The sequence below is a fragment of the Streptomyces sp. NPDC005866 genome, from assembly GCF_040629895.1.
Taxonomy (GTDB): domain Bacteria; phylum Actinomycetota; class Actinomycetes; order Streptomycetales; family Streptomycetaceae; genus Streptomyces.
On the sequence record NZ_JBEXWP010000016.1, the window covers coordinates 136171 to 154770 of the forward strand.

At 70.4% G+C, this 18600-nt stretch carries 17 protein-coding genes and 1 pseudogene; 6 read left to right on the forward strand and 12 right to left on the reverse strand.

Features of this window, described 5'->3' with window-relative positions:
- Positions 1 to 20 precede the first annotated feature (20 nt).
- On the forward strand, positions 21 to 1433 hold the full coding sequence (locus ABZ396_RS23890) for an amino acid permease (protein ID WP_358916925.1): 1413 nt from the start codon (positions 21 to 23) through the stop codon (positions 1431 to 1433).
- Here the strand turns inward: ABZ396_RS23890 and ABZ396_RS23895 are convergent.
- Positions 1430 to 2245, reverse strand: a complete 816-nt coding sequence (locus ABZ396_RS23895) for an alpha/beta hydrolase (RefSeq protein ID WP_358916927.1) — start codon at positions 2243 to 2245, stop codon at positions 1430 to 1432. The genes ABZ396_RS23890 and ABZ396_RS23895 overlap by 4 nt on opposite strands.
- Before the next feature lie 98 nt (positions 2246 to 2343).
- Here ABZ396_RS23895 and ABZ396_RS23900 point away from each other — a divergent pair, with 98 nt between their 5' ends.
- Positions 2344 to 2817, forward strand: a complete 474-nt coding sequence (locus ABZ396_RS23900) for a MarR family transcriptional regulator (RefSeq protein ID WP_358916929.1) — start codon at positions 2344 to 2346, stop codon at positions 2815 to 2817.
- 6 nt (positions 2818 to 2823) lie between these two features.
- Here the strand turns inward: ABZ396_RS23900 and ABZ396_RS23905 are convergent, their stop codons facing one another.
- Complete coding sequence (locus ABZ396_RS23905; protein ID WP_358916931.1) at positions 2824 to 3984, reverse strand: CapA family protein; 1161 nt, start codon at positions 3982 to 3984, stop codon at positions 2824 to 2826.
- Positions 3985 to 4205: 221 nt separating this feature from the next.
- Between ABZ396_RS23905 and ABZ396_RS23910 the strand changes: the two genes are divergently transcribed.
- The 3 genes from ABZ396_RS23910 (at position 4206) to ABZ396_RS23920 (ending at position 6218) form a co-directional block, all read left to right on the forward strand.
- A complete protein-coding gene (locus ABZ396_RS23910) occupies positions 4206 to 4754 on the forward strand; it encodes a sigma-70 family RNA polymerase sigma factor (RefSeq protein ID WP_358916933.1) in 549 nt (182 codons plus the stop codon).
- A gap of 143 nt (positions 4755 to 4897) precedes the next feature.
- Entirely contained in the window at positions 4898 to 5413 is a 516-nt protein-coding gene (locus ABZ396_RS23915; protein WP_358916935.1) for a hypothetical protein, read from the forward strand.
- A 148-nt stretch (positions 5414 to 5561) separates the two neighbouring features.
- The gene (locus ABZ396_RS23920; RefSeq protein WP_358916936.1) at positions 5562 to 6218 is read left to right on the forward strand and encodes a zf-HC2 domain-containing protein; all 657 of its coding nucleotides are present in this window, start codon (positions 5562 to 5564) and stop codon (positions 6216 to 6218) included.
- Positions 6219 to 6225: 7 nt separating this feature from the next.
- On the opposite strand, the gene ABZ396_RS23925 is transcribed toward ABZ396_RS23920, so the two are convergent.
- Complete coding sequence (locus tag ABZ396_RS23925) at positions 6226 to 7089, reverse strand: DNA-formamidopyrimidine glycosylase family protein (RefSeq protein WP_358916938.1); 864 nt, start codon at positions 7087 to 7089, stop codon at positions 6226 to 6228.
- Between the two features lie 31 nt (positions 7090 to 7120).
- The gene (locus ABZ396_RS23930; protein WP_358916940.1) at positions 7121 to 9211 is read right to left on the reverse strand and encodes a SpoIIE family protein phosphatase; all 2091 of its coding nucleotides are present in this window, start codon (positions 9209 to 9211) and stop codon (positions 7121 to 7123) included.
- A gap of 156 nt (positions 9212 to 9367) precedes the next feature.
- Here ABZ396_RS23930 and ABZ396_RS23935 point away from each other — a divergent pair, with 156 nt between their 5' ends.
- The gene (locus tag ABZ396_RS23935; protein WP_358916941.1) at positions 9368 to 10789 is read left to right on the forward strand and encodes a lipase maturation factor family protein; all 1422 of its coding nucleotides are present in this window, start codon (positions 9368 to 9370) and stop codon (positions 10787 to 10789) included.
- Here the strand turns inward: ABZ396_RS23935 and ABZ396_RS23940 are convergent.
- The 8 genes and pseudogenes from ABZ396_RS23940 to ABZ396_RS23975 all read right to left on the reverse strand — a co-directional run bounded on the left by ABZ396_RS23940 (position 10777) and on the right by ABZ396_RS23975 (position 18492).
- Positions 10777 to 11607 carry an amidohydrolase family protein gene (locus ABZ396_RS23940; protein ID WP_358916943.1) on the reverse strand — a complete coding sequence of 277 codons (831 nt, stop codon included), beginning with the start codon at positions 11605 to 11607 and terminating at the stop codon, positions 10777 to 10779. The two genes, ABZ396_RS23935 and ABZ396_RS23940, sit on opposite strands and share 13 nt — an antisense overlap.
- Before the next feature lie 47 nt (positions 11608 to 11654).
- A pseudogene (locus ABZ396_RS23945) lies at positions 11655 to 11795 on the reverse strand (L-rhamnose mutarotase); the annotation flags it as partial.
- Positions 11792 to 12778: an aldo/keto reductase gene (locus ABZ396_RS23950; protein ID WP_358916945.1), complete on the reverse strand. Its 987-nt coding sequence runs from the start codon at positions 12776 to 12778 to the stop codon at positions 11792 to 11794. The pseudogene ABZ396_RS23945 and the gene ABZ396_RS23950, both read right to left, overlap by 4 nt.
- The gene (locus ABZ396_RS23955; protein ID WP_358916947.1) at positions 12775 to 13530 is read right to left on the reverse strand and encodes an SDR family oxidoreductase; all 756 of its coding nucleotides are present in this window, start codon (positions 13528 to 13530) and stop codon (positions 12775 to 12777) included. The genes ABZ396_RS23950 and ABZ396_RS23955 overlap by 4 nt, the downstream gene beginning before the upstream one ends.
- Positions 13527 to 14876, reverse strand: a complete 1350-nt coding sequence (locus tag ABZ396_RS23960) for an L-fuconate dehydratase (protein ID WP_358916949.1) — start codon at positions 14874 to 14876, stop codon at positions 13527 to 13529. The genes ABZ396_RS23955 and ABZ396_RS23960 overlap by 4 nt, the downstream gene beginning before the upstream one ends.
- Positions 14877 to 14913: 37 nt before the next feature.
- Complete coding sequence (locus ABZ396_RS23965; RefSeq protein WP_358916950.1) at positions 14914 to 15939, reverse strand: ABC transporter permease; 1026 nt, start codon at positions 15937 to 15939, stop codon at positions 14914 to 14916.
- Positions 15932 to 17425 carry a sugar ABC transporter ATP-binding protein gene (locus ABZ396_RS23970; protein ID WP_358916952.1) on the reverse strand — a complete coding sequence of 498 codons (1494 nt, stop codon included), beginning with the start codon at positions 17423 to 17425 and terminating at the stop codon, positions 15932 to 15934. The genes ABZ396_RS23965 and ABZ396_RS23970 overlap by 8 nt, the downstream gene beginning before the upstream one ends.
- Complete coding sequence (locus ABZ396_RS23975) at positions 17422 to 18492, reverse strand: sugar ABC transporter substrate-binding protein (protein WP_358916954.1); 1071 nt, start codon at positions 18490 to 18492, stop codon at positions 17422 to 17424. Before ABZ396_RS23975 ends, ABZ396_RS23970 begins: the two co-directional genes overlap by 4 nt.
- Between the last annotated feature and the right edge of the window lie 108 nt (positions 18493 to 18600).

Sequence of the window (18600 nt, forward strand, 5' to 3'; positions counted from 1 at the left end):
TCGGCGAAGAGGTGAGGCACATGGCCAAACTCCGCATGGGTGAAGGAATTCTCCGTCGCAAACCCATCGAACACATCGAGGAGACCGAGGTCAGCGAGGGGACCCGGCTCGACAGATCGCTCGGGCTGTGGCAGCTGACCGCGATCGGCGTGGGCGGCATCATCGGCGCGGGCATCTTCACCCTCGCCGGCACGGTCGCCCACGGCACGGCGGGACCGGCGGTCCTGGTCTCCTTCCTCATCGCCGGTGTGGCGAGCGCCTGCGCCGCGCTGTCGTACGCCGAGTTCGCCGGGCTGATCCCGAAGGCGGGGTCGGCGTACACCTACGGCTACGCGGTACTGGGCGAGTTCGCGGGCTGGTTCATCGGCTGGGACCTGCTGCTGGAGTACACGGCGATCGTGGCGGTGGTCGCGATCGGCATCTCCGGGTACTTCGGTTTCCTGGTCGCGGAGATGGGCGCGGAGCTGCCGCGGTGGATGCTGGGCGCGCCCGGCTCCGGGGCCGGCCACCGGGTCGATCTGTTCGCCGCCGTGCTCTGCCTGCTGATCGCCTATCTGCTCAACCTCGGTATCCGTAGCGCGGCCCGGTTCGAGACGGTCGTGGTGGTGCTCAAGGTGCTGGTGGTGCTGATGGTGATCGGCGTCGGTGTGTTCCACATCAACTCGGCGAACTACCACCCCTTCTTCCCCTTCGGTGTCGGCGGGGCGTTCACAGGTGCGGCCACGGTGTTCTTCGCGGTCTTCGGGTACGACGCGATGTCCACGGCGGCCGAGGAGTCGCGGGACGCGCAGCAGCACATGCCGAAGGCGATCATCTACTCGCTGGCGATCTCCATGGTGCTGTACGTGGCGGCCTGTCTTGTCCTGACGGGCATGCAGAACTACAAGGACATCGATCCGGAGAGCGGCTTCTCGACGGCGTTCAAGTCGGTGGGGCTGAGCGGGCTCGCGGACGTGATCGCGGTGGGCGCGATCATCGGCATCCTCACGGTGATGTTCACGTTCATGCTGGGCGTGACCCGTGTGTGGTTCAGCATGAGCCGGGACGGACTGCTGCCGGCCTGGTTCGCGAAGACGCACCCGACTCGGCATGTGCCGACGCGGGTGACCTGGATCGTCGGGGTGGCCTCGGCCCTCCTCGCCGGTTTCGTGCCGATCGGCGAGGCCGCCGAACTCACCAACATCGGCATCCTGCTGGCGTTCGTGGTGGTGTGCGCGGCGGTGATCGTGCTGCGCTACCGGCAGCCGGAACTGCCGCGCACCTTCCGTACGCCGTGGATGCCGTTCGTGCCGGCGCTGGGTGTCGTCTTCTCGGTCTGGCTGATCACGTTCCTGAAGTGGCAGACCTGGGTGCGGTTCGCGATCTGGTTCGTGATCGGGTGCGTGATCTACTTCGGCTACTCGTACAAGAGGTCCCGGCTGGCCGGGCGTTAGAGGCTGCGCAGGAAGCCGAGCAGGATCGAGTTGAAGATCTCCGGCTTCTCCAGGTTCGGGTAGTGGTCCGTACCCTCGACGATCTCGGCGCGGCCGTCGGGGACCGCGCGGGCCAGGCGGTCGGCGGCGGCGAGCAGATCGGCGGGCTCCAGGCTGCCGTTGATCGTGAGCACCGGGACGTCGATCTTCGGCACCCGGGGCCAGGAGTCGGTCACCCGCACATGCCAGTCCGTCTCGCCGGGCGCGTGCTTGGAGAGGGTGTGGCGGGCCATCTCCCGGAGCCGGCGCGCGATCTCCGGGTCGAAGGCGTCGAGGTCGCGGTGTTCGCCCGACGCCACACGCACGAAGGCGTCGAGCCAGCCCTCGATGTCACCGGCGGCCAGCGTGCGGGCGTACTCGGCCTGGAGCTCCTGGTGCCATGGATCCGTGTACTGGAAGTCGCCGGTGACGGCGCCGCAGGTGACCACCGCCCTGACCAGTTCGGGATGTTCCAGCACGGTGTCGGTGGCGATCACCCCGCCCATCGACACGCCGGCCAGGACCGCGGGCCCGGCGCCGAGGTGGCGCAGCAGTTCGGCGAGGTCGTCGGCCCAGCGGAACGGCTTGCTCGCGTTGGCGGAGGAACCGTGGCCGCGCACGTCCGGGGCGATCACCCGGTACCCGGCGGCGAGGGCCGGGATCTGTCCGGCCCAGAAGCGGTGGTCGACGTATCCGGGGTGGAGCAGGACCACCGGGTCGCCGGAGCCGGTGTCGAGGTAGGCCAGGTCGCCGTCGGAGGACGGGAAGAAGCGGACGTCCGCAGCACCATTCATGACAACCAAGGTGTCATCTCGAGCAGGGTTTGACAACCGAGTTGTCATGATGACTTTGACACCCCGGTTGTCGCAATGGCTCGGTGCATGATGGCCGGGTGAACGACAACGACAAGCCCCTCGCCCCCGACGAGCTGGGCGAGCGCATCACCGAGGTGTACGACCTCATCGGCCCCCTCTACCGGCGCGCCTTCCGCAAGATCGAGCAGGGCGAGCAGATCGAGGGCGCCTCCGTCGGCGTGCGCTCCGTGCTGGACCTGCTGCGCCGGTACGAGCCCATGACGGTGCCCCAGATGGGCCGGATCATGGCGCTGAGCCGGCAGTTCGTGCAGCGCATGGTGAACGACGCGGTGGCGCGCGGCTGGGCCGAGGTCGTCCCCAACCCGGCACACCAGCGCTCCTCCCTGATCCGGCTCACGGCCGAGGGCCGCACCACGATCACCGCGATCCTCGCCCGCGAGCACGCGCTGAACCGGCAGGTCGGTGGCGATCTGACCGACGCCGAGATCACGGCGTGCGTACGGGTGCTGAAGCAGCTGCTGAGGACGTTCGACCACGTCGACGTCGAGTGACCGCCGCTACTCCCCCATCACCAGCCCGTCCTTGGCGGCTCCGCGGCTGAGCACCACGTCCCGGATGCTGTCGCGTACGGCGGTGAAGTCGGCGCCCTGGTCGATGGCAGCGTTGAGGTCGACGACCCGGCCGGAGTCGAGGTCGTACAGCTGAGGGATGAACTCGGCCTTGGCCACCTCCCAGCGGCCGCCGGGGCGGGTGGGCGGGGTGAAGGTGAAGCGGGCGAGGGTGGATTCGTTGCCGCGCGGGTCCTGGTGGCCCTGGCGGTTGTACAGCTCGCCGGCGAGCTGGTCGCCGAGACTGTAGACCACCCAGGTGCCGTTGACCTTCTCGTACGCCTGCGGGATGTGGGCGTGGGTGCCGAGGATCAGGTCGATGTCGGGGCGGCCGCCGGTCCGGGCGGCGGTGAGCCGTTTGGCGAGGGTGAGCTGCTGCTGGTCGGGGGCGTCCTGTCCGTCGGTGCCCCAGTGCACGGAGAGGACGACCACGTCGGCGCCGGCCTGCCGGGCGGCGCGGGCGTCGGCGAGGACGCGGTTCTCGTCGAGGAGGTTGACCGCCCAGGGCTGTCCGGGCGGCAGGGTGTTGCCGTTGACGTCGAAGGTGTAGGACAGGTGGGCGACTCTGGCGCGGCCCGCGTAGAGCAGGGTGACGGCGCCCGCCTCCGCCTCGGTGCGGGCGGTGCCGGCGTGCCGCAGGCCCGCCCGGTCCAGGGCGTCCAGGGTGCGCTGGACGCCTCCGGCGCCGTCGTCGAGGGCCCGGTCGGAGGCGGTGGAGCAGCCGTCGTAACCGGTGGCGGCCAGGCCCGCCGCGAGCTGTGGCGGGGACGTCACGCCGGACGGGCCGGATTGCCCGCCGTCCGCGTCGGCCACGGTCGCCAGATGACAGAGCGCCACATCGGCGTGGGCGACGACGGGTTCGACGCCGGCGAGCATCGGGCCGAAGTCGTGGCCGTTGCCGCCGGCGTCGAAGTTCGCGTGGTCGATCGCGGAGTTCTGTGGCATCACGTCACCGGAGGCGACGAGAGTGAAGCCGCCGGAGGCGGGCACGGCCGGTGCCGGGTTGCCGGGCGGGGCGGCATGTTCCTGCCGTACCTGGTTCTGGCAGGCGGCTGCGGTGGCGAGCAGGGCGGTCAGGGCCAGGGCCGCCTGGCGTCTGCGATTGATCATCAGGAGCACCCCAGAGTCGCAAGCCTTGTCCGATTTACAGATCAATGGGTACGAATCCAGGAGGGGTCGCAAACAACTCAGGCGCCCCGATTGACCCATCCGGGTCGGGTACGGGGTGTGACGGACCGTTCGTCGCACCGTTCGCCGACGCGATCGACCGTCCGTCGCACTTCCCTGTGCGCCCCCTGTCCCCCGGCCCGGCCCTGCGATGCCATACGCCCATGACGGCCGGAACCACCCTTCCCCACGGGACGACGACCGCCGAGCATGAGCTAGCCGCCCTCCAGCGCGAGCACGGCCGCCCGCTCTTCGCGCTGCTGCTGCGGCTCAGCGACGGGGACCGGCAACGGGCCGAGGACCTCGTGCAGGAGACCCTGGTCCGCGCCTGGCAGCACCCCGAGGCACTGCGCGCCGACGACTTCGACTCCGTACTGCCCTGGCTGCTGACCGTCGGGCGGCGGCTCGCCATCGACGCGCGCCGGGCCCGGCAGGCGCGGCCGCCCGAGGTCCACGACGCCGTCCTGGAGAACACCCGGGCCGCCGGCGACCACGCCGAACGCGCCGCAGCGACGCTCGACGTGCGGGAGGCTGTGAAGACTCTCACCCCGGAACACCGTGAAGTCCTGGTGCTGGTGTATTTCCAAGGGGCGAGTGTTGCGGAAGCCGCCGAGATCCTCGGGATTCCACCCGGTACCGTGAAGTCGCGGGCGTACTACGCGCTGCGCGCCCTGCGCCGGGTCCTGCCCGGTTACGCATCCGATCTGCGATGAAACCTACATCAGGTCAAACCTCGGTAAAGCGCCTTGCTGAGGACCATGTTTGAGCAATCAGCTGTCTTCATCCGTGTTCCGCACCGGGAGAGGGACGGACCCGGGGTCGGGGCCACGCGCGCATCGGAGGAAGGCAGGACGGGATGCTGCACAGAGGTCAAGAGAGCACGGACGGGGCCGGGAGCGGGGAACTGGCGGTCCCGATGGCCTGGTTGTACGCCGAGTACATCGCCGACGAACTGCTGCGCACCGGCGATCTCATGCCACCGACGTCCTTCGAGTTCCGGGCCGGCCGGGACGCGCTGGCGCTGACGATCTTCCTCTCCGACACGGACGGCGAACTGTCGGGCATCCGGGTCGTGTCCCAGTTGGAGAACTGGCTTTCACTGACGGCGTACGACCAGCCGTGGCAGGACTGGGTGAGCGAACGTATGGCCGGGCTGGCCGCCGAGGCGTTCGAGTCGGGCGGGCCCTCCCCGGACCTGGATCTGGCCACGGCGGCCTGGCGCTGGCTGGAGGAGACCGAGCTGCTCGCGCCCGACCTGGACGCGGTGCCCGGCGGCGGTTCGGTGTTCGGCGAGGACGACGGGCCGAAGGTGTGGACCCCGGCCTGGCGGCTCGGTCTGCCCCTCGGACATCTCGCCATCCATCTTTTTTGATTCAGCACCAATCCGCGGCCCCGGCCGCTCCGAATCCGTTGATTACGATTCTGTGCACGCCTTGAGTGAATCGGCTGCCGGGTGCGTACGGGTGGGAGCAAGGAGCAATGAGTAACCCCACCCGCACCCATAGGCACGAGGATTCGGCATGAGGTCCCTGGAAAGGCATCGCGACGCCGGCGCGTACGCGCTCGGCGTGCTGGACGAGGCGGAGGCCTTCCGCTTCGAGGACCACCTCATGGAGTGCCCTCGCTGCGCGGCACACGTGTCCGAATTCGGCCCCACAGCACGGCAGTTGATGCTGTATCGCAGCGCCACGCCGCGCTTCGTGCACCCCATGGCCCATCCCGGTCCCCGGCTGCTGGACCGGCTGCTCGCCGAGGTCGCGAGCCGGCACCGGGCCAAGCGCCGCAGGCTTCTCTACGGCCTCGCCGCCTCGGTCGTGCTCGCGACCGCCGGCCCCGGCATCATGACCTACGCCGCTCATGACGCCCCGCCCGTCGTGCAGGTCACCGCGGCCACCGACGCGCGGTCGGGTGTGTGGGCGCAGGTGAAGTCGGCGGACACGGACTCGGGCAGCACGCTCGAGTTGCAGGTGAAGGACGCCGACGGGCCGCGCTCCTGCCGGCTGGTCGCCGTCGGCAGGGACGGATCCGAGCAGACCGTGACCACCTGGGCCGAGCGGGACCACGACGACCGGGTGTCCACCATGACGGGCGGCTCCTCCATGCACCCCGCCGAGATCGACCGCTACGAGGTGCGCAGCGCCGACGGGCAACTCCTCGTGACCCTCGACCCCAAGTGACCGCCGGCTACTTGAGCAGCCGGGACATCCGTCGGTCCGCGAGCGGCTTGCCGCCGGTCTGGCAGGTCGGGCAGTACTGCAGCGAGGAGTCGCTGAAGGAGACCTCGCGGATGGTGTCGCCGCAGACCGGGCAGGGCTCGCCGGTCCGGCCATGGACGCGCAGCCCGCTCTTCTTCTCCGCCTTGAGCCGGCCCGCCGCCAGGCCGCGGGAGCGCTCCACCGCCTCGGTGAGGGTGGTGCGCAGAGCCTCGTACAGCCCGCGGACCTCCGCGGGCGTCAGGGCAGCGGCCAGCTTGAACGGGGACATCTTCGCCGCGTGCAGGATCTCGTCGCTGTAGGCGTTGCCCACCCCTGCGATCAGGCTCTGGTCGCGCAGAGCGCCCTTGAGCTGCCGTCGCTCGTCCTTGAGCAGGGCGGCGAGCCGGGCCTCGTCGAAGTCGGCGGCGAGCGGGTCCGGGCCGAGCCGTGCGACGCCGGGTACCTCCCGCGGGTCGTGGACGATGTACACGGCGAGCTTCTTCTGTGTGCCGGCCTCGGTGAGGTCGAAGCCCGCACCGTTCTCCAGGGCCACCCGCAGGGCGAGAGGGCCCTTACCGGGCCGGGGCGGCCCGTCCGGCAGCCGGTCCTTCCACTGGAGCCAGCCCGCACGTGCCAGATGGGTGATGAACCGCAGACCGCCGTCGCCCTGGATGTCCAGGAACTTGCCGTGCCGGTGCACGGCGACGACCGCGCTGCCCTCGAAGGCGCCGACGGGAGGGTCGTACGTCTTCAGGACGCTGATGGCGACCGGCAGGACGCGCATGACCTCATGACCGACCAGGTTGTCGGTCAGGAAGTCCTTGAGCGCTTCGACCTCGGGCAGTTCGGGCATGCGTCCAGGGTGCCATCCGTGGCGGCCGGGGTCAGCCGGGCTCCCGCATCCGGAACTCGCACCACACCGCCTTGCCGCCGCCGCGTGCCTCCACGCCCCACACGTCAGCGATCTCGTCGACGAGCACCAGCCCCCGCCCGGACACCCCGTCCTCCCCCGCCTCGCGTCGGCGCGGCAGGGCGCTGGAGGAGTCCTCGACCTCGACGCGGAGCCGGCGGTCGCCGCCGCCGAGGACCCTGAGGGTGACGATCGCGGAGCCCTCGGTGTGCATCAGCGCGTTGGTGATCAGTTCGTCGGCGACCAGCTCGATCTCGTCGGCGCGGTCCCCGGCGCCCCAGGCGCGGACGGCGGCACGGACCATGTGCCGGGCCAGGGTGAGCGCCTCGGGGTCGCCGGAGGCCACATGCTGCCGGAGACGGCCGACGGCCTGAGCGGTGTCGGGGCCGCGGCGGCGCAGCAGGAGCAGGGCCACGTCGTCGTCGCCGCCCCGCTCCTCGGCGATCTCGATCAGCCGGTCGGCGAGGCCCCGCACGTCCTCCGGCCCCTGCGAGACCTGTTCGGTCAGGGCCTTCATGCCGTCCCCGAGGTCGGTGCCGGGCTGCTCGACGAGCCCGTCGGTGCACAGCAGCAGCGTCTCGCCGGGGTCGAGCTCCAGGGTGGACACCGGGTATTCCAGGCTCTTGAACTCGGCGGACAGGCCGAGCGGCAGCCCGCCCTCGACGGGGACCCGGCGGCAGCTCCCGTCGGCGGCGCGGACCAGCGGGTCGATATGCCCGGCGCGGACCACCTGGACGACGCCGGTGGACAGGTCGGCCTCGGCGTACAGGCAGGTGGCGAAGCGGTCGGTGTCGAGTTCGTCCAGGAAGACGGAGGCACGGGCCATCACGGTGGCCGGGGCGTGGCCCTCGGCGGCGTAGGCGCGCAGCACGATACGCAGCTGGCCCATGACGGCCGCCGCGTGCGTGTCGTGCCCCTGGACGTCCCCGATGACCGCCCCGACCCGGCCGCCGGGCAGCGGGATCAGGTCGTACCAGTCGCCGCCGATGTCCCGGCCCAGGGCGCCGCCGGCCGTCGCGGAGCGGTAGCGGACGGCGACCTCGGCACCGCGCACACTGGGGATGGTGCGCGGCAGCATCGCCTGCTGGAGGCCCTGGGCGAGGTCCTTCTCCTGTTCGTAGAGCATGGCCCGCTGCAGGCTCTGCGCGATGCTGCTGCCGAGGGCGACCAGGACGGCGCGTTCCTCGGTGGAGAAGCCGAGCCGGTCGTTGTAGAGCAGGCCCATGGCGCCGATCGGCCGGGCCTGGGCGATCAGGGGCAGGTAGGCGGCTGAGGTGATGTGCAGGTCGGTGATGTGCGGCCACAGGATCGGATAGCCCTTGGCGAACTCCTCCGGTGACTCGATGAAGCGCGGGGTGAGGGTCCGCACCACCTCGCCCATCGGGTAGGGCTCGTCTATCCGGGTGATCCGGGTGCCGGGCACGAAGCTGCCCGCCGGTCCCTCCGCGACCAGCCGGATCCGGCCGGCCTCGACCAGTCCCATCACCAGGCTGGTCGCGCCCAGGTTGGGAATGCCGTGGGTGTCCTTGAGGGCGTCGATGACGTCCTGGACGCTGCGGGCGTGCGCGAGGGCCGCGGTGACCACCTGGACGACACCGGTCTGCTGGCGCAGTGCCTGGTCCTTGGCGGCCCGCAGGCTGCGCGCCTCACTGTCCTCAAGCTCCTGGGTGGCGTCCCGGACCACCCCGACGACCCGGCGGGGGCGGCCCGTCTCGTCACGCCGGATGTAGCCCTGGGTGTGGGTCCAGCGGGGGGTGCCGTCGCGGCGGCGGATGCGGAAGTACGCCCCGTAGTTCTCGCTGCCGTCCTTGATGGCCTGGGACACCACCGCGTCCAGCCGGCTTCCCTCCGCCAGGGGCACCCGGATGGCGAGGCTCTCGGGGCGCCCGTCGTACTCCTCGGGGGTCAGGTCGAACACCTCGTACGCCTGGGCGTCCATATGGAACAGCCCGGCGTCCAGGTCCCAGTCGAAGGTGCCCATGCGGTTGAGCGCCAGGATCGGGTGGTCCGGGTGGGCGGGCCAGTCGTCCGGGAGTGACGGAGCACTCGCTCCCCGATCAGCCATGGGGCCACCTTGCCAGGGGAACCCTTCCCGGGCAATTTCTCCTATTTGTCCACTTCACTCGCTCGGGTTACAGGACCGGAGCCGCGCGGTACACAGGGTGACAGGCCCTTCCCGACACCGGGGCCGCACACCGGAGACAGGCAGGAGCGCACGGCCGTGGACTGGTTCACCGCACCCGAGTACTGGTTGAGCCGGCTGGTCTTCCAGCGGGCTCTGGCCGGTGTGTATCTCTTCGCGTTCCTGGTGGCGGCGCTCCAGTTCCGGGCCCTGCTGGGCGAGCGCGGCATGCTGCCGATCCCCAGGTTCGTCGCCCGGGTCCCCTTCAGGCGGGCGCCGAGCCTCTTCCACCTGCACTACTCGGACCGCTTCTTCGCGGCCTGCGCCTGGGCGGGCTGCGCGGTGTCGGTGGCGCTGCTGGCCGGGCTGGACTCCTGGCTCCCGCTGTGGGCCGGGATGGTGCTGTGGCTGATCCCCTGGGCCCTGTATCTCTCGATCGTCAACGTCGGCCAGACCTGGTACGCGTTCGGCTGGGAGTCACTGCTCCTGGAGGTCGGTTTCCTCGCCGCCTTCCTCGGCAACGACAAGGTGGACCCGCCGGTCGTCGTCCTGTTCCTGCTGCGCTGGATCCTGTTCCGGGTGGAGTTCGGGGCGGGCCTGATCAAGATGCGCGGGGACGCCTGCTGGCGCAAGCTGACCTGCCTCCACTATCACCACGAGACCCAGCCGATGCCGGGCCCGCTGAGCTGGTTCTTCCACCACCTCCCGAAACCGGTGCACAAGGCGGAGGTGGCCGCGAACCACTTCACCCAGCTCGTGGTCCCCTTCCTCCTGTTCACTCCCCAGCCGATCGCGACGGCGGCCGCGTCGCTGATGATCCTCACCCAGCTGTGGCTGGTGGCCTCCGGCAACTTCTCCTGGCTGAACTGGATCACCATCGTGCTGGCCCTGTCGGCGCTGCGGCTGCCGACCGACCACATCTCCGCGGCCCCCGCCCCGCTCTGGTACGAGATCGTCGTCCTCGCCGTGGCCGCGCTGCTGCTCTTCCTGAGCTACCGCCCGGTGGTGAACATGGTCTCCCGCCGCCAGGTCATGAACCGCTCCTTCGACCCGCTCCACCTGGTCAACACCTACGGCGCGTTCGGCAGCGTCAGCCGGGTGCGGTACGAGGTGGTGATCGAGGGCACGCTGGACGACGCACCGCGCGAGGACTCGGACTGGCGGGAGTACGAGTTCAAGGGCAAGCCGGGGGATCCACGGTACTGGCCACGCCAGTTCGCGCCGTATCACCTCCGCCTTGACTGGCTGATGTGGTTCGCCGCCCTCTCCCCCGCGTACGCCGGCGACTGGTTCGGCGGCCTGGTGGAGCGCCTCCTGGAGAACGACCGCGACACGCTACGGCTGCTGCGCCGCTCCCCCTTCCCACCGGACCGGCCCCCGCGGTTCGTCCGCGCCCGTCTCTTCCGCTACCGCTTCACCAGTTGGCGGGAGTTGCGGGAGACGGGCGCGTGCTGGGATCGGACGTATGTGCGGGAGTACATGCCGCCGACGCGGCTGGCGGAGGCGGCTCAGAGGTGGTAGACACGGGTGGCGGTGGTCTCGAAGACACGAGTGCGTTCGTCGGGGCCGATCAACTCGACTGCCGCGTCGAAGACTTCGCCGTACGTGCCGGCGAGGGTGCACACCGGCCAGTCCGAGCCGAACATCAGGCGGTCCGGGCCGAAGGCGTCCAGGACCGTCTCGGCGTACGGGCGGAGGCCGTCGACCGACCAGGAGGCGGGGTCGGCCTCCGTGACCATGCCGGAGAGCTTGCAGACGGTGTTGGGCAGGGCGGCGAGGGCGCGTACGGCGGTGGCCCAGGGGCCGAGGGCTCCGGAGGCGATCGGGGGTTTGCCCAAGTGGTCGAGTACGAAGGTGAGTTCGGGGTGGGACTCAGCCGCCTTGACGGCGGCCGGAAGCTGGTGGGGCTGCACGATCAGGTCGTAGACGAGGCCCGCGTCGGCGATCGTGGTCAGACCACGGTGGACGTCCGGTCGCAGCAGCCACTCCGGGTCGGGTTCGCCCTGGACCTGGTGGCGGATGCCCTTCAGGTAGGCGCCGCCGGGGAGTTCGCGGAGGCGGGCCAGTTCGTCGGAGATCGCCGGGGCGGTCAGGTCGGTCCAGCCGACGACCCCGGCGATCAGGTCGTGGGCGTCGGCGAGGGCCAGGAACTCGGGGGTCTCATCCAGGACGGTGATCGTCTGGACGAGCACCGTGCGGGTGACTCCCGCCGCCCGTGCCTCCGGTTCGAGATCCTCGACGGTGAAGTTCCTTCTGAGCGGCCGGAGTTCCGGCCCCGCGATCCAGTCCTGGTCCCGTACCGAGAGGTCCCAGACGTGGTGGTGGGCGTCGACGGTCATGGCAGCTCCCATACGACGGGCAGGTCGGCGTCTTCGCTCGCGCGGGGGGACGCCGACCGCCAGATGGCCCAGGATGTGGCGCCGGCGGCGCGGACGGCGTCGGTGAGTTCGGTGGGGACCTGGCGGTGGGCGGCCTCGTACTCGGCGACGCGGTCCGCGCGGATCTCGGTGTGCAGGGCGACGTTCATGACGGCTCCTCCGTCGGGAGCGGGGTGTCCGCGGGCAGGAGCCGGCTGTCGCTCAGTTCCTGCCAGAAGGCGGCGGGGACCGGAGTGGTGAACTGCCGTGTTCCGTCCTCGATCTCGGCCGCCGAGCGGGCGCCGACCAGGACGCTCGCCACGGCCGGGTGGGCCGCGCAGAAGGCGAGGGCGGCCGCGCGGAGCGTGGTGCCGTGCTGTTCGGCGAGCGCTTTGAGGCGCAGCGCGCGGGCGAGCAACTCGTTCGAGACCTGGGCGTAGTTGTAGGTGGCATCCGGCTTCGGATCGGCCAGCAGGCCTGAGTTGAAGGCCCCGCCGATCACCACCGAGGTACCGCGCTCCTCGGCGGCCGGCAGCAGGTCGGTGAGGGCGCTCTGGTCGAGGAGGGTGTAGCGGCCTGCGCACAGCACCACGTCGACGTCGGTGTCGCGCACGAACCGGGTGAGCATCGCCGTCTGGTTCATACCGGCGCCGATCGCCCCCACGACCCCCTCGGAGCGGAGCTTCTCCAGGGCCGGGTAGCCCTCCCGGAAGGCCTGTTCGGCGTGGTCGTCGGGGTCGTGGAGGTAGACGACGTCGACCCGGTCGAGGCCGAGCCGTTCCAGGCTGGACTCCAGGGTGCGGCGAATGCCGTCGGCGGTGAAGTCCCAGACCCGGCGGTAGGTATCGGGCACAGCGAAGCCGTTGGCGAGGTCGTCGCCGTCTCCGGGCCCTGACTCCAGGCGGCGGCCGGCCTTGGTGGAGAGGGTGAAGGCGTCCCGGTCGTAGTCCCGCAGCGCCTCCCCCAGCCGCCGTTCGGACAGGCCGAGGCCGTAGTGCGGGGCGGTGTCGAAGTAGCGGATGCCCTGTTCCCAGGCGGCGGTGATCGTGTCGTGCGCCTGCTGGTCGGGGACTTCGGTGTAGAGGTTGCCGATCACGGCGGCGCCGAGGCCCAGGGGGCTGACCCGGACGCCGCTTCGGCCGAGGGTGCTCACTGGCCCGCCGGGCGCAGCCGCAGGCCCTGCATGCCGCCGTCGACCGCAAGTGAGGTGCCGGTGGTGGCACCGGAGAGCGGGCTGGCCAAGTAGGCGATGGCGCCCGCGACTTCGGCGGCGGAAACCAGGCGTCCGGTGGGCTGGCGGGCTTCCAGGGCGGCGCGTTCGGCGTCGGGGTCGGGGGCCTTGCCGAGCAGGCGGCCGATCCACGGGGTGTCCGCCGTACCGGGATTGACGCAGTTGACGCGGACGCCCTCGCGGACGTGGTCGGCGGCCATGGCCAGGGTGAGGGAGTAGACGGCGCCCTTGGTGGCGCTGTACAGGGCGCGTTGCGGCAGCCCGGCGGTGGCGGCGATGGAGCAGGTGTTGACGATCGCCGCGTGTGCCGAGCGGCGCAGGTGCGGGAGGGCGGCGCGGGCGGTGCGGACCATGCCGAGGACGTTGACGTCGAAGACACGGCGCCATTCGTCGTCGTCGTTGTCCTCGACCGTGCCCTGCGCGCCGATGCCCGCGTTGTTGACCAGGACGTCGAGGCCGCCGAGGGCCTCGGCCGCGCCCTCCACGGCCGTACGCACGGACGCGTCGTCGGTGACGTCGGCCCGGAAGGCGAGCAGCGGTTTCTCGACGGAGGACGGATCGAGGTCGAGGACGGCGACCTGGGCGCCGCGATCGGCGAGGAGTTCGGCCGTTGCCCGGCCGATCCCGGAGGCCCCGCCGGTGACCAGTGCCTTCAGACCCTCGAAGTCGGTCATGCCGCCTGTCCCTTCTGCGTCTGTGCGTCGGCGGCCCAGAAGGTGCCGCCCGGATAGGTGTACTCCGCGATGGACTCCGGTCGCATGGCGGCCGAGAAGCCCGGTGCGGTGGGTGCCCTGTAGTGACCTTCCCTGATCACCACCGGATCGAGGAAGTGGTCGTGCAGATGGTCGACGTACTCGATGACCCGGTCGTCGGTGGTGCCGGCGACCGCGAGGTAGTCGAACATCGAGAGGTGCTGCACGAGTTCGCACAGTCCGACACCGCCCGCGTGCGGGCAGACGGGGACGCCGAACTTGGCGGCCAGCAGCAGGATGGCCAGGTTCTCGTTGACGCCGGCGACCCGGGCCGCGTCGATCTGGACGATGTCGAGGGCGCCGGCCTGGAGCAGCTGCTTGAAGACGATCCGGTTCTGCACATGTTCGCCGGTGGCGACCTTGACCGGGGCGACCGCCCGGCGGACGGCGGCGTGGCCGAGGACGTCGTCAGGGCTGGTGGGCTCCTCGATCCAGTACGGGTCGAACTCGGCGAGGGCCTTGGTCCACTGGATCGCCTCGTCCACGTTCCAGCGCTGGTTGGCGTCGATGGCCATGCGGATGTCCGGGCCGATGACCGAGCGGGCGACCCGGCAGCGCCGGATGTCGTCCGCCAGGTCGGCACCGACCTTCAGCTTGATCTGCTGGAAGCCGTCGGCGACCGCCTGGGCGGCGAGCCGGGTGAGCTTCTCGTCGTCGTAGCCGAGCCAGCCGGCGGAGGTGGTGTAGGCGGGGAAGCCGCGCTCCAGCAGCCGGGTCCGGCGCTCGCCGGCGCCTTCGCGGGCGCGGCGCAGGATGCCGAGGGCCTCCTCGGGGGTGAGGGCGTCGGTGAGGTACCGGAAGTCGATCTGGCGGACGATCCACTCGGGTTCGGCGTCGGCGAGCAGCTGCCACAGCGGCTTGCCGGCCCGGCGCGCGGCGAGGTCCCAGACGGCGTTGATCACCGCGCCGATCGCCATGTGCATCACGCCCTTCTCGGGGCCGAGCCAGCGCAGCTGGCTGTCGCCGATCAGGACCTGGAAGAGGGATCCGGGGTCGTCGCAGATCTCGTCGACCGGGCGGCCGAGCACATGGTTCCGCAGCGCGTCGATCGCGGCGACCTGGACGTCGTTGCCCCGCCCGATGGTGAACGTGAACCCGTGCCCCTCGTGCCCGTCGGCCGCGTCGGTACGCAGCACGACATAGGCCGCCGAGTAGTCGGGGTCCGGGTTCATCGCGTCGGAGCCGTCGAGCTCGCGCGAGGTGGGGAAGCGGATGTCGTAGGTGTCGACCGCGGTGACGCGAGAAGAGGGGCCGGGACTCGGGGACACGGATTGCCTTTCCGTCAGGGGGGTTCGGGTCGCGGGGTCAGTCCTGTGCCCGTCCCGTGGTGACACGGGCGATCATGAGGGCGACGAGGATGATGCCGCCGTAGATGGCCTGGATCCAGAACGACGGGACCTGCGCCAGGGTGAGCAGGTTCTGTACGACACCCAGAAGGAGTACGCCGGTCAGGGCGCCGAACATGGTGCCCTTGCCGCCGTCCAGGCTGATGCCGCCGATCACGGCCGCCGCGAACACGGTGAAGATCATGTTGTTGCCCTGGTTGGCGCTGATCGCGCCCACGTACCCGGTCTGCATGATGCCGCCGACGGAGGCGAGGACCCCAGCGACCACGAACACCCCGAGCATCACGCGGTCGACGCGGATGCCGGCGGCGCGGGCCGCGTCGGAGTTGCCGCCGATGGCGTAGAGGGCACGGCCGACGCGGTGGTACTTCAGGACGAGCCCGGTGATGGCGAAGGCGGCCGCCGCCAGCCACACCGACATGGGAACGCTGAGGAAGGTGGTGGTGGCCAGGGAGAAGAAGCTGTCGGGCATCCCGAACAGAGTCTTGCCCTTGGTCGCGCCGACCAGCACACCGCGCAGCACGATCAGCATCGCGAGCGTCACGATGAACGCGTTGAGCTTGAACTTCACGACGAGGATGCCGTTGAAGGCGCCGACGGCCGCGCCGACCACGAGGATCGCCAACAGGGCCGCTCCGGCGGGGAATTCGGTACCCCAGCCGGACTTTGCGGACGGCAGCACGAGGAGGGCGCCGACGGCGGGCGCAATACCGACGACCGACTCCAGGGAGAGGTCGAACTTGCCGGTGATCAGGACCAGCGACTCGGCGAGCACCACCATCGCCAGGGCGGCGGAGGCACCGAGGATGGAGATCAGGTTGCGCTCGGTGAGGAACGAGTCGTTGACCACCGCACCGAGCACCATGAGCAGCAACAGGGCCGGAACAAGGGCCAGTTCACGGGCGCGGCGCAGGATGACGGTACGGGCCGCGCGCCGGTCCGGGGAGCGCACCGGGGTGAGCGGCGGGGCCTTGGTGTCAGCCATGGTCCACTCCTTCTATGGAGGCGATCAGCTCGTGGTCGTGCCAGCCGGCCGGGTGTTCGGCGACGATCCGGCCGTGGAAGAGGACGAGGACGCGGTCGCAGCGGCGCAGGTCGTCGAGTTCGTCGGAGACGACCAGCACGGCGGTGCCGTCCTCACGGGCGCTGTCCACGCGGGCCAGCAGGGACTCCTTGGACTTCACGTCGACGCCTGCGGTGGGGTTGACCAGGACGAGCAGCCGGGGGCCGGAGGCGAGGGCGCGGGCCATGACGACCTTCTGCGCGTTGCCGCCGGACAGGTCGGAGACGGGCTGGTCGGGTCCCTCGGCGTGGATGTCGAGGCGTTCGATCAGTCCGGTGGCGAAGCCGCGCTTGCGGTCGGTGCCGACGAACCCGCCGCGGCCGAGCCGTTCGAGCACGGTCATGGTGGCGTTGTCGCCGATGCTCATGCCGGGGACCAGTCCCTGGTCGTGCCGGTCGCGGGGCACGAAGCCGACACCCGCCTTGAGCGCGGCCCGCACATCGCCGAACGGCAGTTTCCGGTCGGCCAGTCGAGCCGTGCCACCGGTCGGGGTACGCAACCCGGCGACGGTCTCGGCGAGCTCGATCTTGCCGCTGCCGCTGGTGCCGGCGAGGCCGACGACCTCGCCGCTGCGGACGGTGAGATCGATGCCGTCGTACGTCTCGGAGGTGAGCCCACGGACATCGAGCACGAGGGGCGCCTCGGCGGGCACCGCGTCCCGGGCCCGCTGCTCCTGCCGGGTGACGGTCTCCCCCGCCATGGCCTCCACCAGGGCGGCCCTCGGCAGGTCGGCGACCGGGGCGGTGGTGATCCAGCGGGCGTCCCGGAGCACGGTGACGGTCTGGCAGACCTCGTAGACCTCCTGGAGGTGGTGCGAGATGAACAGGAAGGTCACGCCCGAGTCCTGGAGCGCCCGCATCCTGCTGAACAGCCGCTCGATCTCCCGGTTGTCGAGCTGGGCGGTCGGTTCGTCGAGCACGATGAACCGGGCGCCGAAGCTCAACGCTCTGGCGATCTCCACCATTTGACGGTCCTCGACCCTGAGGTCGGCGGTCCGCGCCTCAGGGTCGACATGCACGTCCCAGGTGTCGAGGAGAGCGGCGGCCTCGCTCCTCAGCCGCCGCCAGCTGATGAAACCCCGCTGCAGCGGCTGCCGGTTGATGAAGAGGTTCTCGGCGACCGTCAGTTCGGGTACGACGGTGGGCTTCTGGTAGACGCAGGCGACCTTGCTCCGCCAGGCGTCCCGGTCGGCGAGCGGGGGCGCGGGTTCGGCGTCGAAGCGGACCGTGCCCTCGTCGGGGGCCTGGAGGCCGGTGAGGACGTTGACCAGGGTGGACTTGCCGGCGCCGTTGCGGCCGACGAGGGCGTGGGACTCGCGGGGCAGGACGGTGAGCCGGCCGTCGGCGAGGGCGACGGTGGGGCCGTACCGCTTGACGATGTCCTGGGCCTCAACAAGTGGCGTGCTCATTTGACCGTGTTGCCCCACAGCTTCGGGTCGTCCACGTTGTCCTTGGTGACGAGCGGCGCGGGGAGCTGGTCCTCCAGGATGCCGCTGGGCAGCTTGACGATCGTGGAGTCGTGGTCGGTCGGACCCGGCTTGAACGTCTTCCCCTCCATCGCCGCCTTGATGTAGTACATGCCGTACTTGGCGTAGGCGTCGGCGGGCTGGGATACGGTCGCGTCGATCTGGCCCTTGCGGATGGCGTCGAACTCCTGCGGGATGCCGTCGTTCGAGACGATCACAATGTGGCCGCTCTGCCCGGCCGTCTTCAGCATGCCCTTGGACTTCAGGGTCTGCAGGGTGGGGGCGAGGTAGACACCGCCGGCCTGCATGTAGATGCCCTTGATGTCGGGGTTGGCGTTGAGGAGCGTGTCCAGCTTGGAGGCGGCCGTGTCGGACTCCCACTTGGCGGGGACCTCCAGCACCTTGAGCTTCGGGTACTTCTGCTTCACACAGGAGCGGAACGCCTCGGAGCGGTCCCGGCCGTTGACCGAGGCCAGGTCGCCCATGATCTGCACGACCTTGCCGCTGGTGACGTGTTGGCCGAGATAGTCGCAGGCCTTGGTGCCGTAGGCGACGTTGTCGGCGCGCACCACCATGGCGACCTTGCCCTTGTCGGGCGCTACGTCCACGGCGACCACCGGCACGCCCTTGCGCTCGGCCTGGTCGAGCCCCGCCTGGATGGCCGCGCTGTCCAACGGGGCGACGACCAGCCCCTTCACGCCCTGGTTCAGCTCGTTGTTGATGTCGGTGATCTGCTGGGAGGGGTCACTGTTGGAGTTGACCGTCTTCAGCGCCTCGACACCCTCGGACGTCGCCATCTTGGGCACATAGTCGTTGTACGACTGCCAGAACGGCGAGGTCAGCAGGGGCAGGACCACCCCGACCTTGCCGGTGCCGCCGCCTCCGGCACTGCCGCTGCCGGTGTCCTTGGTGCTGCCGCATGCGGCGAGCAGGAGCGAGGCTCCGACGGCCAGGGCCGTCGCACCGATGATCTGGGACCTGTTCCGCTTCCTCAGCGTTCTGCCGGGCATCTGGCAGCTCCTCATCGAGCGTGTTCGAGCAGATGCCCGCATACTTATCAGACCACTCAGCGCTTTCAACACCCTGCGGATGCGTTTTTTCGGCGAAACGAGTCGTAG